Source organism: Streptomyces sp. TE5632 (assembly GCF_054061295.1).
The window spans coordinates 889336-903893 of sequence record NZ_JBSSEA010000003.1 but is presented as its reverse complement, the minus strand read 5'-3'; the positions used below and the strand labels follow the sequence as shown (position 1 = coordinate 903893).

The 14558-nt window shown below is 72.6% G+C and carries 13 protein-coding genes; 7 read left to right on the top strand and 6 right to left on the bottom strand.

Features of this window, described 5'->3' with window-relative positions:
* Window positions 1-91: 91 nt before the first annotated feature.
* A complete protein-coding gene (gene map / locus ACVW19_RS09210; protein ID WP_457458270.1) occupies window positions 92-949 on the bottom strand; it encodes a type I methionyl aminopeptidase in 858 nt (285 codons plus the stop codon).
* Window positions 950-1009: 60 nt separating this feature from the next.
* Between map and ACVW19_RS09205 the strand changes: the two genes are divergently transcribed.
* A complete protein-coding gene (locus ACVW19_RS09205) occupies window positions 1010-1273 on the top strand; it encodes a hypothetical protein (protein ID WP_457458268.1) in 264 nt (87 codons plus the stop codon).
* A gap of 26 nt (window positions 1274-1299) precedes the next feature.
* Here the strand turns inward: ACVW19_RS09205 and ACVW19_RS09200 are convergent, their stop codons facing one another.
* Window positions 1300-1899, bottom strand: a complete 600-nt coding sequence (locus ACVW19_RS09200) for a hypothetical protein (RefSeq protein ID WP_457458266.1) — start codon at window positions 1897-1899, stop codon at window positions 1300-1302.
* A 139-nt stretch (window positions 1900-2038) separates the two neighbouring features.
* On the opposite strand from ACVW19_RS09200, the gene npdG reads away from it, so the two are divergent.
* Window positions 2039-2773 carry an NADPH-dependent F420 reductase gene (gene npdG / locus ACVW19_RS09195; protein ID WP_457458264.1) on the top strand — a complete coding sequence of 245 codons (735 nt, stop codon included), beginning with the start codon at window positions 2039-2041 and terminating at the stop codon, window positions 2771-2773.
* Between the two features lie 56 nt (window positions 2774-2829).
* Complete coding sequence (locus tag ACVW19_RS09190) at window positions 2830-3045, top strand: hypothetical protein (protein WP_457458262.1); 216 nt, start codon at window positions 2830-2832, stop codon at window positions 3043-3045.
* 38 nt (window positions 3046-3083) lie between these two features.
* Here the strand turns inward: ACVW19_RS09190 and ACVW19_RS09185 are convergent, their stop codons facing one another.
* Entirely contained in the window at window positions 3084-3884 is an 801-nt protein-coding gene (locus ACVW19_RS09185; protein ID WP_457458260.1) for a site-2 protease family protein, read from the bottom strand.
* 194 nt (window positions 3885-4078) lie between these two features.
* On the opposite strand from ACVW19_RS09185, the gene ACVW19_RS09180 reads away from it, so the two are divergent.
* On the top strand, window positions 4079-7360 hold the full coding sequence (locus ACVW19_RS09180; protein ID WP_457458259.1) for a BTAD domain-containing putative transcriptional regulator: 3282 nt from the start codon (window positions 4079-4081) through the stop codon (window positions 7358-7360).
* 224 nt (window positions 7361-7584) lie between these two features.
* Here ACVW19_RS09180 and ACVW19_RS09175 read toward each other — a convergent pair whose 3' ends face one another.
* The 3 genes from ACVW19_RS09175 to panB form a co-directional block, all read right to left on the bottom strand.
* Window positions 7585-8487, bottom strand: coding sequence for an ABC transporter permease (locus tag ACVW19_RS09175; protein WP_457458257.1), 903 nt, complete (start codon window positions 8485-8487; stop codon window positions 7585-7587).
* Window positions 8484-9518 (bottom strand): ATP-binding cassette domain-containing protein, encoded by a 1035-nt coding sequence (locus ACVW19_RS09170; protein ID WP_457458255.1) that lies wholly within the window; start codon window positions 9516-9518, stop codon window positions 8484-8486. Before ACVW19_RS09170 ends, ACVW19_RS09175 begins: the two co-directional genes overlap by 4 nt.
* 248 nt (window positions 9519-9766) lie before the next feature.
* The gene (gene panB, locus ACVW19_RS09165; protein WP_457458254.1) at window positions 9767-10642 is read right to left on the bottom strand and encodes a 3-methyl-2-oxobutanoate hydroxymethyltransferase; all 876 of its coding nucleotides are present in this window, start codon (window positions 10640-10642) and stop codon (window positions 9767-9769) included.
* A gap of 242 nt (window positions 10643-10884) precedes the next feature.
* On the opposite strand from panB, the gene ACVW19_RS09160 reads away from it, so the two are divergent.
* From ACVW19_RS09160 to ACVW19_RS09150, 3 genes are all read left to right on the top strand, one after another.
* On the top strand, window positions 10885-12474 hold the full coding sequence (locus ACVW19_RS09160) for a DHA2 family efflux MFS transporter permease subunit (protein ID WP_457458252.1): 1590 nt from the start codon (window positions 10885-10887) through the stop codon (window positions 12472-12474).
* A gap of 91 nt (window positions 12475-12565) precedes the next feature.
* A complete protein-coding gene (locus tag ACVW19_RS09155; RefSeq protein ID WP_457458250.1) occupies window positions 12566-13225 on the top strand; it encodes a TetR/AcrR family transcriptional regulator in 660 nt (219 codons plus the stop codon).
* Between the two features lie 240 nt (window positions 13226-13465).
* The gene (locus ACVW19_RS09150) at window positions 13466-14518 is read left to right on the top strand and encodes an endonuclease/exonuclease/phosphatase family protein (protein ID WP_457458249.1); all 1053 of its coding nucleotides are present in this window, start codon (window positions 13466-13468) and stop codon (window positions 14516-14518) included.
* Window positions 14519-14558: the final 40 nt, after the last annotated feature.

Here is a 14558-nt window from a genome sequence, read left to right as displayed (position 1 = left end):
TTTGTCGGTATCTCCCTACCCCGTTGCGGAACGACGGAAGCCCGCCCTCGGGGGAGGGCGGGCTTCGAGGTCGAAGGGCTGGTCGGTGGGGCTAGGGCAGGGTCAGGATGTCCGCGCCCGTGTCCGTGACCACCAGGGTGTGCTCGAACTGGGCCGTTCGCCTGCGGTCCTTCGTCACGACCGTCCAGCCGTCGTCCCACATGTCGTACTCGTGGGTCCCCAGGGTCAGCATCGGCTCGATCGTGAACGTCATCCCGGGCTGGATGACCGTCGTCGCGTGCGGGCTGTCGTAGTGCGGGACGATCAGACCGGAGTGGAACGAGGTGTTGATGCCGTGGCCGGTGAAGTCCCGCACCACGCCGTAGCCGAAACGCTTGGCGTACGACTCGATGACCCGGCCGATGATGTTGATCTGCCGGCCCGGCCTGACCGCCTTGATCGCCCGGTTCAGCGCCTCACGGGTGCGCTCCACCAGCAGGCGGCTCTCCTCGTCCACGTCGCCGACCAGGTACGTCGCGTTGTTGTCGCCGTGCACCCCGCCGATGTACGCCGTCACGTCCAGGTTGACGATGTCGCCGTCGCGCAGCACCGTCGAGTCCGGGATGCCGTGGCAGATCACCTCGTTGACCGAGGAGCACAGCGACTTGGGGAAACCCCGGTAACCGAGCGTCGACGGGTAGGCGCCGTGGTCGCACATGTACTCGTGCGCCACCCGGTCCAGCTCGTCGGTGGTCACACCGGGCGCGATGTGCTTGGCGGCCTCCGCCATCGCCCGCGCCGCGATCCGCCCGGCGGTCCGCATCGCCTCGACGGTCTCGGGGGTCTGCACCTCCGGACCGGCGTACGGCGCGGGAGCGGGCTTTCCGACGTACTCGGGGCGACGGATGTTTCCGGGTACGGAACGGGTGGGAGACAGCTCCCCTGGGATGAGCAGCGACTGGCCAGACATGGCGGCGAGTCTAATTGAGTGGCCGCGGGGGACCATCTTCCGTGACGAGAGGAGCCGGTCATGCCCCTGTTCAAGAAGCGGACGGTCGGGAAGCCGGGCGAGTGGTTCTACTGCCTGGAACACCAGAAGGTCGAGGAGGGTCCGGAGTGTCCCGCCAAGGACCGCTTCGGCCCCTATACGAGCCGTACCGAGGCCGAGCACGCCATGGCGACGGCGCGTGAGCGCAACCTCCAGTGGGAGAACGACCCCAAGTGGCACGACGCCCCCGAGGGCGGCCCCGAGAGCGCCCCCGAGGGCGGCCCCGAAGGCGGTCGCGGGGACTGAGCACGGGCGGGGCGGGGTCGCTCCTGCTACCAGCGGGCCGGGGGCGGGGCCGTCAGGAGGTCCGCCAGCCGGGACAGCCGGTCCCGGAAGCCGCGGCGGCCCCGCGGCGGCAGCGCGTTCTCCCCGGCCGCCGCGCTGACCAGGTGCTGCACGGTGTCCAGGTCCAGCTCGGCGCCCTCGGGGACGGCCAGCGTCTCGTGGGCCAGCGCCGGAAGCTCACCGTCGCCGACGCCGAGGGACAGCAGCGTCGCGCCGGCCCGGCGGGCGTCGGACACCCGCTCCAGCAGCGGGGCCGCGGGCTCCCCGGGCGCCACCACCAGCAGCGTCTCGCCCCGCCGCGCCGCCTCCAGCCGCCCCAGGCCCACCGCGAGATGCGCGGGGTCCGAGGGGCGCGCGCCGTGCCGTACGAGCGTCGGGGCCAGCTCCGGCGTGCCCGACCAGGCGGCCTCGTCCACCAGATGCGCCGCCAGGTGCCACGGCTCGTACTCCGGTGTGCCCACGATCAGCAGCCCGCCCCCGTGCGACACCACCGAGGCCCGCAGCGTTCCCGCGAACCGCCGGGTGGCCCCCAGCCACTCGGTCCCGGCGAGCACTTCGCGCAGCAGCGCGACCCGTACGGCGTCCATGGCGCCGCATCCTGCCCCGGCCGGGCCGTCGCGTCCCGGGGTTCGCCGGGGATTCACCGGCCCGGGGGACATGGAGAACGGTGGGGTGACGGGGCTCACTCGGCCGGAAACGGCGCCGCCGCGCACATAGAGTCAGGCCATGACTTCCAGCATCCCCAGCGACAGCGCACAGCAGCCCCGGAACGCCCCCGCGAAGGCCCCCGCCAAGGACCCCTGGGACCTGCCCGACGTCTCCGGGCTCGTCGTCGGTGTGCTCGGCGGCACCGGACCGCAGGGCAAGGGCCTCGCGTACCGGCTCGCCAAGGCCGGCCAGAAGGTGATCATCGGCTCGCGCGCCACCGAACGCGCGCAGGCCGCCGCCGAGGAACTCGGGTACGGCGTCGAGGGCGCCGACAACGCCGAGACCGCCCGGCGCAGCGACATCGTGATCGTCGCCGTGCCGTGGGACGGCCACGGCAAGACCCTGGAGTCCCTGCGCGAGGAACTGGCCGGCAAGCTCGTCGTCGACTGCGTCAACCCGCTCGGCTTCGACAAGCAGGGCGCCTACGCGCTGAAGCCCGAGGAGGGCAGCGCCGCCGAGCAGGCCGCGGCCCTGCTTCCGGACTCCCGGGTCACCGCGGCCTTCCACCACCTGTCGGCGGTACTGCTCCAGGACCCGGAGATCGACCAGATCGACACCGACGTGATGGTGCTCGGCGAGGTCCGCGCCGACGTGGAGATCGTGCAGGCGCTGGCCGGGCGCATCCCGGGCATGCGGGGCGTCTTCGCCGGGCGGCTGCGAGGCGCCCACCAGGTGGAGTCCCTGGTCGCCAACCTGATCTCCGTCAACCGCCGCTACAAGGCACACGCCGGGCTCCGCGTCACGGACGTATGAGGCGATGGGGGACACTGGTCGACGAAGCAGTGTCCCCCGACAGGAGCCCAGCCGCCATGCCCCGCCTCGCTCTCTACGCCTTCATCGTCTGCCTCCTCGCCGTCGCCGCGGCCGTCGTGTCCTTCGCCCGGGGCAGTTGGCTGGGCGTCGTCTGGATCCTGCTCGTGGGCCTGTCGTCCAACATGACCTGGTACTACGTGCGGCGCGCCCGGGCGCAGAAAAAGCTGCGGGCGGCGCAGGCCGCCCAGGCGGACCAGTCCGCCACGCGCTGACGGTCGGCTCCGGCACCGGCTGCTGACGGCCGGTTCCGTCAAGCGACGACCGAGCAGCGCCCGTTCGTGTCCTGCCAGAAGCGGAACAGGTCCAGACCGCAGTACGTCTCGATCTCGTGGATGCCCAGGGCCGACAGGATCGAGTCGACCACGTCGAAGAACACACCGTTCACCGCGGGCAGCCACAGCAGCGCGAACACGAGCAGCAGACCGAACGGCGCGAGCGGCTCCACCTGCCGCCGGAACCCGTGCGACAGCCAGGGCTCGAGTACGCCGTAGCCGTCCAGCCCCGGCACCGGCAGGAAGTTCAGGATCGCGGCCGTCACCTGGAGCAGCGAGAGGAACGCCAGCGCGAACCGGAAGTGGACCGGTACGCCGTCCAGCGCGTCCAGCCAGAACGGTGCCGTGCACACCACCGCGAACAGGACGTTCGTCAGGGGACCCGCCGCCGAGATCAGACTGTGCCGCCAGCGCCCCCGGATCCGGCCCCGCTCGATGAACACCGCCCCGCCCGGCAGACCGATGCCCCCCATGATCACGAACACCACGGGGAGCACGATGCTCAGCAGGGCGTGCGTGTACTTCAGCGGGTTCAGCGTCAGGTAGCCCTTCGCGCCGATCGAGATGTCGCCGCTGTGCAGCGCGGTGCGCGCGTGCGCGTACTCGTGCAGGCACAGCGAGACGATCCAGGCGGCGGTCACGAACAGGAACACGGCGAAGCCGGCCTGGTCCGCGAACCCGGTCCAGGTGGCCCATCCCGCCACCGCCGTGACGGCCAGGATGCCCAGGAAGACGGGGCTGATCCTCCGGTCGCTGCGGCGGGTGGCGGCGGTGGTCATGGGGCTCCCTGGACTGCTCGTCGGGCGCACGGCGGCACGCGGGGCGGACTGCCCGACCGTACCGGGCGCACCCGGAAAACGTCTCGCGCCGGCCACCGGTTCCGGAGAGGGTGGGACGAGGGCGCCCGGCCCCGGCCCGCCCCCGATCGGGCCACCGGCCCCGACCCGTGATCGCCCCCGCACCACCGGAGACAATGGACCCCGTGCGCTATCGCATCCTCGGCACCACACAGGCACTCCGCCCCGACGGCACCGCCGTCCCGGTCGGCGGGGCGCGGCTGCGCGCGCTGCTGACCGTGCTCGCGCTGCGGGCCGGCCGTACGGTGCCGGTGCGGCTGCTCGTCGACGAGGTGTGGGGCGGCGACCCGCCGGCCGACGCGACGGGGGCGCTGCAAGCACTGGTGGGGCGGCTGCGCCGGGCGCTCGGCGCGGACGCGGTGGCCTCCGAGGACGGCGGCTACCGGCTCACGGCCGAGCCCGACGACATCGACCTGCACCGGTTCGAGCGGCTGGCCGGAGAGGGCCTGCGCGCGCTGTCCGGCGGGGATCCGGCCAAGGCGGGCGCCGTGCTCGACGACGCCCTCGCCCTGTGGCACGGTCCCGCCCTCGCCGACCTGCCCGACCGCACCGCGGAGGCGGCCCGGCTCGGCACCCGGCGCCTGGACGCCCTGCGCGCCCGGCACGGCGCGGCCCTCGCCCTCGGCCGGGCCGAGCAGTCGCTGCCCGAGCTGACCGCCCTGTGCGACAGCCATCCGCTCGACGAACCCCTGCAGGCGCTGCGGCTGCGCGCCCTGCGCGACGTGGGCCGCACCGCCGAGGCACTGGCCGCGTACGAGGACGTACGGCGGCTGCTCGTGGACCGCCTCGGCTCCGATCCCGGCAGCGAACTGCGCCTCCTGTACGCCGAGTTGCTGAGCCCGGACACACCCGCGCCGGAGCCGCCGTCCAAGGCCTCCCGGCCGCCCGGCAACCTGCGGGCCCGGCTGACCTCCTTCGTCGGCCGGGAGGCCGACATCGAGGCGATCCGCCACGATCTCGCCGCCGCCCGGCTGGTCACCCTGCTCGGACCGGGCGGGGCCGGCAAGACCAGGCTGTCGCAGGAGGCCGCCGAAGCCGTCCGCCAGCACAGTCCGGACGGCGTGTGGCTGGCCGAACTGGCTCCGGTCGACGACCCCGCCGACGTCCCCGAGGCGGTGGTCACCGCCGTCGGCGCCCGCGAGACCGTGCTGTACGGCGCCGGTGCCGAGAGCATGCGGGCGGCAGGTGCCGACCGCAGTGACGACCCCCTGGACCGGCTCGCCGAACACTGCGGCAGGCGCCGCATGCTGCTCGTCCTGGACAACTGCGAGCACGTCGTGGACGCCGCCGCCCGGCTGGCCCAGGCGCTGCTGGAGCGCTGCCCCGGCCTCACCGTGCTCGCCACCAGCCGCGAACCCCTTGGCGTACCGGGGGAGTTGCTGAGACCGGTGGAGCCGCTTCCGGAGCCGGTCGCGCTGCGGCTGCTCGCCGACCGCGGGGCCGCCGCCCGTCCCGGTTTCCGCGTCGACGACGATCCGGAGGCCTGCGCGGAGATCTGCCGCCGGCTGGACGGGCTGCCCCTCGCCATCGAACTCGCCGCCGCCCGGCTGCGGATGCTGGCCCCGCGCCAGATCGCCGACCGCCTCGACGACCGCTTCCGGCTGCTCACCTCCGGCAGTCGCACCGCGCGGCACCGCCAGCAGACCCTGCGGGCCGTCGTCGACTGGTCCTGGGACCTGCTCGGCGCGGACGAACGGGACGTGCTGCGGCGGTTGTCCGTCTTCGCCGGTGGCTGCGACCTCGCCGCCGCCGAGGCCGTCTGCGGGCCGGTGGCCCTGGACGCGCTCGGTTCGCTCGTGGACAAGTCCCTGGTGGTGGCGGCCCCTTCGGGCGACGCCGGGATGCGCTACCGGCTGCTGGAGACGGTCGCCGAGTACGCGGCCGAACGTCTCGACGAGGCCGGGCAGCGGGCCGTGGCCGAGCGCGCGCATCTGACGTACTACCGCGAACTCGCCCGGACCACCGATCCGTTGCTGCGTGGTCCGGAGCAGCTCGGGGCCGCCCAGCGGCTGGAGCGTGAGTACGAGAACCTGCGCACCGCGCTGCGGCACGCCGTCGCCGCGCGCGACGAGCACGAGGCACTGTGCCTGACGCTGTCGCTGGTCTGGTACTGGCAGATGCGCGACCAGCGGATCGAGGCCCGCAACTGGTGCCGCGAGGTCATGGCGCTCGGCCCGGACCCGTTCGCCGAACCGGTGCGCCCCGCCGCCGCGTTGTGGCAGCGCTGCACCGACGCCCCGCCGCCGCTGGCCGGTGAGGTGCTCGCCGAGGCCCGGCGCGGCGTGCATCTGGCCCACATGGCGTGCATGGACACGGAGCTGGACGACTGGCAGACCCCGCAGGCACAGCACAGACTGCGCCTGATCGCCGCGGCCTACGAGCCCGGCCTGCCGCAGACCTGCCGCCCGCCCGGCACGTTCTGGGCGTTCGCCCTGATGCTGACCGGCAACATGAGCACGCTGCGCACCGTCCTCGACGACAACGTCCGCACCTGCCGGCGGACGCCCGGCTTCGAGTGGGAGCTGGCCTCCACCCTGCAGATGCGGGCCAACCTCCTCGCCAACCGCAGCGACTGGGCGGGTGACGCGCGACGCGACGCCGACGAGGCCCTGGAGGTCTACCGGCGTCTCGGGGACGCCTGGGGCACCGCAGAGGCGCTCTCCGCGCGCGGGGAGGCACGCGAACGCGGCGGCGAGTACCGGCTCGCCGCCGCGGACTACGAGGCGGCGATCGAGTACGCCGAACACCTCGGGGCCCGCACCCAGGTGGCGGTGCTCACCGCCCGGCTGGGCAGCGCGCTGCTGGAGGCAGGCGACGAAGAGGAAGTGGAGCGCGGCGAACGGCTGTTGCGCGAGGTCATCGACCTGCCGGGCGACAGGCACAACGAGGCGCTGCCCGCCGCCCGGCTCTTTCTGACCGGCTGGCTCGGCATGACCGGCCGGACCGCCGAGGCGCGGACCCAACTACGAGCGCTGCGCGAGGAGTTCCGTATCGCGCACTACGTCGTCTTCGACGCGTTCATCCTCGGGGCCGAGGGCTGGCTGGACATCGTCGACGGGCACGACGAACAGGCGCTGGTCACCGTCCGCGCGGCGCTCGCGCGGTCCGGCGATCCGCTGACCGTGGCCATCGCCTCCCACATGCGCGCGGCGTATCTGACCATGGGCGCCACGGCACTGGCCGTGGTGGACGGCGGACGGCGCGCCCGGGACGCGGCCCGCTGCCTCGGCGCCGCCGACGCCCTGCTGCCGCCCGGCCATGTCGCCGCCCGCATGGAGCGCGAGGTGCGCGTCCTGGCCGAACGGAGGGCCCGGGCCGCCCTCGGCGACCCGGCCTACGAGGCCGCGTACACCGAGGGCGCCGCCCTCTCCCCGGAGAAGGCCGCCACCCTGGTCTGAGCCCGCGTGGTTCCCGGTACGGCGAGGTGCACCGCCCGGTACGGCGCGCCACTCGGCACGGCGGGTCGCACGGCCGCGGGCGGGTACGGAACGCGGTCCGCCGGGTCGCCCGGCGGACCGGGTGCGTTTCCCGGTATGACACATCGCCCGGCCCGGTGGGTCACTCGGCATGGTGGGCGGTCCGGCCCGGCGGAGCGACCGCCGGGCCGGGCGGGCCCGGGCGGTCAGCTCTTGGTGCGGAACTTGTGGACCGCGATGGGGGCCATCAGCGCGGTGATCCCCACCGACCAGGCCAGCGTCATCCACAGGTCGTGCGCGACCGGGCCGCCCACCATCAGCCCGCGCGCGGCGTCCGCCAGCGAGGACAGCGGGTTGTACTCGGTGAAGCTCTGCAGCCAGCCCGGCATCGACTGGGTCGGCGCGAAGATCGACGAACCGAACTGCAGCGGCATCAGCACCAGGAAGCCCATCGCCTGCACCGACTGCGCGTTCTTCATCGCCACGCCCAGCGTGATGAAGATCCACATGAGGGCGGAGCCGAACACCACGGACAGTCCCACGGCGGCGAACAGCCCCGGCCAGCGGGTGATGTCGAAGCCGACCAGGACACCGACGACCAGGAGGATCGTGGTGGCGATCAGCATCCGCAGGATCTCGACCGCGATCTTGGCGAAGAGCACCGAGCCGCGGCCGATGGGCAGCGACCGGAAACGGTCCATGACACCCGTGTTGAAGTCCTGGTTGAAGCCGGTACCCACCCCCATGGCCATGTTCATGCCCATCATGGCCATCAGGCCGGGCACGATGTACTGGACGTACGCCTCCTGCCCGCCGCCCAGTGCCTGCCCGATCGAGCCGCCGAAGACGTACACGAACAGCAGCGTGAAGACGATCGGGAACAGCACGGCGTCGAACATGGACTCCGGGTCCTGCCGGATCCACAGCAGGTTGCGGCGGACCAGCGCGCCGGTGTGGCGCAGATGGGAACGGAGCGGGATACGGCCGTCCGCGCTGATCACGGGAGCCGCTCCGGAACCGTCGGTGGATCCGGGTCCGTCGGTCGAGCCGGGTCCGCCGGTCGATCCGGGCGCGTCGCCGGAAGTGGTCACGGTCGTCGCGGAGCTCATGCGGCGGCCTCCTCGTGGGTCTCGGCGGTCTCGGCGGACACGGTGTCCTGCGGGGCACTGGCACGGTGGCCGGTGAGGGACAGGAACACCTCGTCCAGGCTGGGCAGTTCGGTGGTGATGGAGGCGAGGGTGAGGCCGCGCGCGGTGACGGCGCCGACCACCGCGGTCAGCTGCTCGTCGCTGAGGATCGGGACCAGTACGGTGCCCCGCTCGGTGTCCACGGCCGCGCTCGCGAGCCCGGTGACGCCCAGGCCGTCGAGGGCGTCGGCGAGCGGGCGCAACTGGAGCGGATCGGCCGGACGGACGCGCAGGGTACGGCCGCCGACCCTGGCCTTCAGCTCCTCGATGCCGCCGCTCGCGATGACCTTGCCGCGGTCCACGACGGTCAGTTCGGAGGCGAGCTGCTCGGCCTCCTCCATGTACTGGGTGGTCAGCAGCACCGTCACCCCGTCCCCGACCAGCCGCTTGACCTCGACCCACACCTCGTTGCGGGTGCGTGGGTCCAGTCCGGTGGTCGGCTCGTCCAGGAACAGCACGGTCGGCCGGCCGATCATCGAGGCGGCCAGGTCCAACCGGCGCCGCATACCGCCGGAGTAGGTGGCCGCCGGGCGCCGGGCCGCCTCGGTGAGCGAGAACCGCTCCAGCATTCCGTCGGCGCGGCTGCGGGCCTCCTTGCGGGGCAGGTCGAGCAGCCGGCCGATCATGTAGAGGTTCTCCCAGCCGGAGAGCTTCTCGTCCACGGAGGCGTACTGCCCGGTCAGCCCGATCACCCGGCGCAGCTGCCGGGGCTGGCGGACCACGTCGTAACCGGCGACGGTGGCTTGGCCGGCGGTCGGGGCGAGCAGGGTGGACAGGATCCGTACGAGGGTCGTCTTGCCGGCCCCGTTCGGCCCGAGCACCCCCATCACGGTGCCCTCGCGGACCTCCAGGTCGACACCGTCCAGCGCCTTGGTCTCGCCGTAGTGCTTGACCAGTCCCCGCACGGTGACGGCACTGCCCGCGCCCCCGGAGTCGTTGTCGTTTCGCGTCATGCCCCCGAGACTGTCACCTCCCACTGACAAACCCCCGACAGACTTCCGACAGGGGCGGGACGGTTTGTCGGCGAGGCCGGCACCGACAGCCCGTCCGGCGCTTGAGGACGAGGCCGTTCAGGCCGAAGGGGGGTCCGGGGGCGCAGCCCCCAGAAGGACATCAGCCCCGGTGGGGCGACGGCCCGCCGACGGGGGAAGATCGGCGGGCCGTCGTGGTGCGGCGTTGGCTCAGCGGCAGCGCTCAGCGCTCAGTGGACGGAGTGCTCCTCCTGCGGGAACGTTCCGCCGACGACGTCCTCGGCGAAGGCCTTCGCCGCGCCGCCCATGACCTCCCGAAGGTTCGCGTACTGCTTCACGAACTTCGGCACCCGGCCGCCGGTCAGCCCGAGCATGTCGGTCCACACCAGCACCTGCGCGTCGGTCCCGGCACCCGCGCCGATCCCGACGGTGGGGATGTGCAGGGTCCGGGTCACCTCGGCGGCCAGCTCCGCCGGCACCAGTTCCAGTACGACGGCGAAGGCGCCCGCGTCCTGCACGGCCTTGGCGTCCCGCAGCAGCTGCTGCGCGGCCTCCTCGCCGCGCCCCTGGACGCGGTAGCCCATGGCGTTCACGGACTGCGGGGTCAGGCCGATGTGCGCCATCACCGGGATGCCGGACTCGACCAGCAGCTCGATCTGCCGGTGCGAGCGCTCACCGCCCTCCAGCTTGACGGCGCCGACACCGGCCTCCTTCACCAGCCGGGTCGCCGAGCGCAGCGCCTGCACCGGCCCCTCCTGGTACGAGCCGAAGGGCAGGTCGGCGACGATCAGTGCGCGATGGGTGCCGCGGACCACCGCGGCGGACAGCATGGTCATCTCGTCGAGGGTGACGGGCACGGTGGTCTCGTACCCGAGGTGGCAGTTGCCCGCCGAGTCGCCGACGAGCATGACCGGGATGCCGGCCTCGTCGAAGACGGACGCGGTCGTCGCGTCGTAGGCGGTGAGCATGGGCCACTTCTCGCCGCGTTCCTTGGCGAGGGCGATGTCGCGGACGGTGATGCGGCGGGTGCCCTTGCCTCCGTACAGCGTCTTGCTGCCGTCGGAGGGGACTGCCTTGCCAGTCGGGGCAGCCGAAAGCTGCGTCATTGCAACGGCTCCTAACAGGTCATCTCGAGGCGCCCTGACGGCGTCCCCGGATCCCCTCCATGGTGGCATTCCGAGCGGGCCGGTGCCTAGGGGAGGTCTGAGGGTTCCGCCCGGCCGCCGCACCGGCCTCCCGGTCGACCACGCAAAGCCCCGCGAAAGGCGGCGCAATGCCCCGGCAAGGTCTCGGCAAAAGGGTTTCGATACGAGACGGTCTCGTATCGAAACGGTTCTACGGTGGCCGCATGACTTCTCCCACCGCCCCGGCCCGCCGGATACCGGAACACGTGCACCGGCGCCGCTGGGTGATCCTCGGCGTGCTCATCCTGAGCCTGCTGATCGTCGTACTGGACAACTCGATCCTGAACGTCGCCATCAAAACGATCTCCACGCCCGCTCCCACCGGCCTGGGCGCCACGCAGAGCGAGCTGGAGTGGGCGATCAACGCCTACACGCTCGTCTTCGCGGGCCTGCTGTTCACGGCGGGCCTGCTCGGCGACCGGATCGGCCGCAAGAAAGTGCTGCTCGGGGGCCTCGCGGTGTTCGGCCTCGGCTCGGCACTCGCCGCGTTCTCCGGCACCCCGGCGGAGCTGATCGGCTTCCGCGCGGTGATGGGACTGGGCGCCGCGTTCGTGATGCCGGCGACGCTGGCCGTGCTGATGAACATCTTCGAACGCGAGGAGCAGCCGAAGGCCATCGGCATCTGGGCGGGCGGGGTGGGTCTCGCCATCGCGATCGGCCCGGTCACCGGCGGACTGCTCCTGGAGCACTTCTGGTGGGGCTCGGTCTTCCTCGTCAACGTGCCGATCGTGCTGACCGCCCTCGCCCTGATGCTGTGGCTGGTGCCGGACTCCCGCGACCCGGACCCCGGCCGGATCGATCCCGTCGGCGTCTCCCTGTCCGTGGTCGGTCTGGTCCTGCTGGTCTACGGCATCATCAAGGGCGGCCAGCTCGCCGACTTCACCGACGCCACGGTGCTGGTGACCGTCGGCGCCGGCCTTGCCGTGCTCGCCGCCTTCGTGGTGTTCGAGAAGCGCAGCACGCACCCGTCCATCGACATGGCGTACTTCAGGAACAAGGTCTTCTCGGCCGCGATCGTCGCGATCGCGCTGGTCTTCTTCGCGCTGTTGGGCGTGATGTTCTTCGCGGTGTTCTACACGCAGAGCGTGCGCGGGTACACGCCGCTGGAGACCGGTCTGCTGATGCTGCCGCTGGCCGCCGCACAGATGATCTTCGCGCCGCGGGCCCGGCTGCTGGTGAACCGCTTCGGCAACAGGGCGACCACCACCGGCGGCATGCTGCTCCTCGCGGCGATGCTGGCCGGGTTCTGCCTGCTGGACGGGGACACGCCGATCTGGGTCCTCGAGGTGATCTTCTTCCTGATGGGTGCCGCCATGGCGAACATCATGACGCCGGTCAGCGTCGTGATCATGCAGACGCTGCCGCGGGAGAAGGCGGGTTCGGCCTCCGCGCTCAGCAACACCTTCCGCCAGCTCGGCGGCGCCCTGGGCATCGCCGTCCTCGGTTCGGTGCTGTCCACCGCGTACCGCTCGCACATCGAGGACAAGCTGGTCCTGCTGCCGCCGGGCCTGCGGGAGTCCGCCGGCGAGTCCATCGAGGCCACCCTGGGCGTCGCGGCCAGGCTCGGCCCGCGCGGTGACGCCCTGGTCGGGCCGGCGAACGACGCGTTCCTGCACGCCATGCACGTCACGGCACTGGGGGGAGCGGGTGTCGCGGTGATCGGCGCGATCGTCGTCGGGCTGTTCCTGCCGGGCCGGACACCGGTGCCCGAAGGGGACGAGAAGGCAGAGGAGTTGGTGTCGACGAGGGACTGACGGCCGAAGGGGTGGTGGGCCGGCTCGCCGGACACCGGGGAGAATCGTCCCAGCCGATCGCCCCCCGGCCCCACGGAAAGGACGCAGCTACGTGAGCCTCACCGACACCGACACCGACACCGACACCGGTACCGGGGCGGACGCCGATCCCCGGCCGGACGGGCCCGCGCGGGGCCGCCCCCGCAGCGAGGCGGTGGAACGCGCGATCATCGAGGGCGCGATGAAGCTCCTGGAGGACGGGGTGCCCCTCGCGGAGCTGTCCATCGAGCGGATCGCCCGCACCGCCGGCGTCGGCAAGGCCACCATCTACCGCCGCTGGAGCGGCAAGGAGGAACTCTTCGTCGACGTCCTGCGGGCCGCCGAACCGGTCGACCCCGAACTCCCCGGCACCTCCATGCGCGACGACCTCGTCGTCCTGCTGGAGTCCCTGCGCCGGCGCGGCCTCGCCAGCAGGGCCTCGGTGATCCTGCACAACGTGCACACCCAGATGAAGAGCAGCCCGAAGATCTGGGCCGCCTACCACAACACCGTCCTCCTGCCGCGCCGCCGCCTCGGCCTGGAGGTGCTGCGCCGCGGCCGGGAGAACGGCGAACTCCGCGCCGACGTCGACCTCGAACTGCTGAACGACATCGTCGTCGGCCCCCTGCTCGTCCGCACCCTCCTGCGCCCCGACGCCGGACTGCCGGACGGCCTCGCGGAACAGGTCGTCGACACGCTGCTCCAGGGCCTGCGCCCCGTCAACAAGGCTTGACCGCCCACCCCGACCCGTCACCCCGACACGCCCCGGCCGACACGCCCCGCCACGGCCGTCTCGATGTGCGCGTTCCGTCATAGAGCGCGCTTTCCATGATCCCGCCCGGAACTCCCGGAGCGGTCCCGCTCGTCCTCGCCTCCGTACGGCCGTCGACGGACGGCGGGAAAGGCGCCGATCATCCCCTAGGGTCTTGCACGCGGGGGCGACGGTGTGCACGGCAAGGTGTGAGGCGACGGTATGGCGCAGCAGGCGTACGCGACGGAGACGGACAACGGCGGCTCGGGGCCCGAGCGTCGGACCCCCGGGCTTCGGCGCCTGTGGGACCGCCTGACCCGGGGCTGGCGCGGGGACCGCCGCATCTGGCGCCGGGGCGTGGTCCTGGCCGTGTTCGCGGTCCTGCTCGCCCTGGTCATGCTGGCCCACGCCCACATCCCCAACGCGGTCGGCAACCTGGGCAGTCTGACCGAGACGTTCCTGCCCTGGCTGGGGCTGGCCGTCCCGGTCCTCCTCCTGCTGGCACTGGTCCGCAGGTCCGCCACCGCCCTCGTCGCGGTGCTGCTGCCCGCCGTCGTCTGGCTGGGCGTCTTCGGCAACCTGCTCTTCGACCGGACCGGCCCCGGCGGCGACCTCACGGTGGTCACGCACAACGTCAACGCCGAGAACCCGGACCCGTCCGGCACCGCCCGCGACATCGCCGCCTCGGGGGCGGACGTCGTGGCCCTCGAGGAGCTGAAGGCGTCCGCGGTCCCGACGTACGAGAGGGCGCTGGCGCCGACGTACAAGTACCACGCGGTGGTCGGCACGGTCGGGCTGTGGAGCAAGTACCCGCTGAGCGGCGTGGCGGCCGTCGACATCCGTCTGGGCTGGGAGCGCGCGATGCGGGCCACGGTGACGGCGCCCGAGGCGCAGGTCGCGGTGTACGTCGCCCATCTCCCCTCGGTGCGCGTGAAGTTGGAGGCCGGTTTCACCGCACGTCAGCGCGACAAGAGTGCCGACGCCCTGGGTTCCGCCATCGCCCGGGAGCCGCTGGAGAACGTCATCCTGCTCGGCGACCTGAACGGCACGATGAACGACCGCGCCCTGAACGCCGTCACCTCCCAGATGCGTTCCACCCAGGGGGCCGCGGGCAGCGGATTCGGTTTCAGCTGGCCGGCGGCGTTCCCGATGGCGCGGATCGACCAGATCATGGTCAAGGGCGCGGAGCCGGAGAGCTCGTGGTCGCTCCCGAGGACGGCGAGCGACCACCTGCCGATCGCGGCCCGCGTGAAGCTCGCCACACCGGGCGACTGAAACCCCAGGTCAACCCCGTCCGTACGGCCGTCGGCAAGCT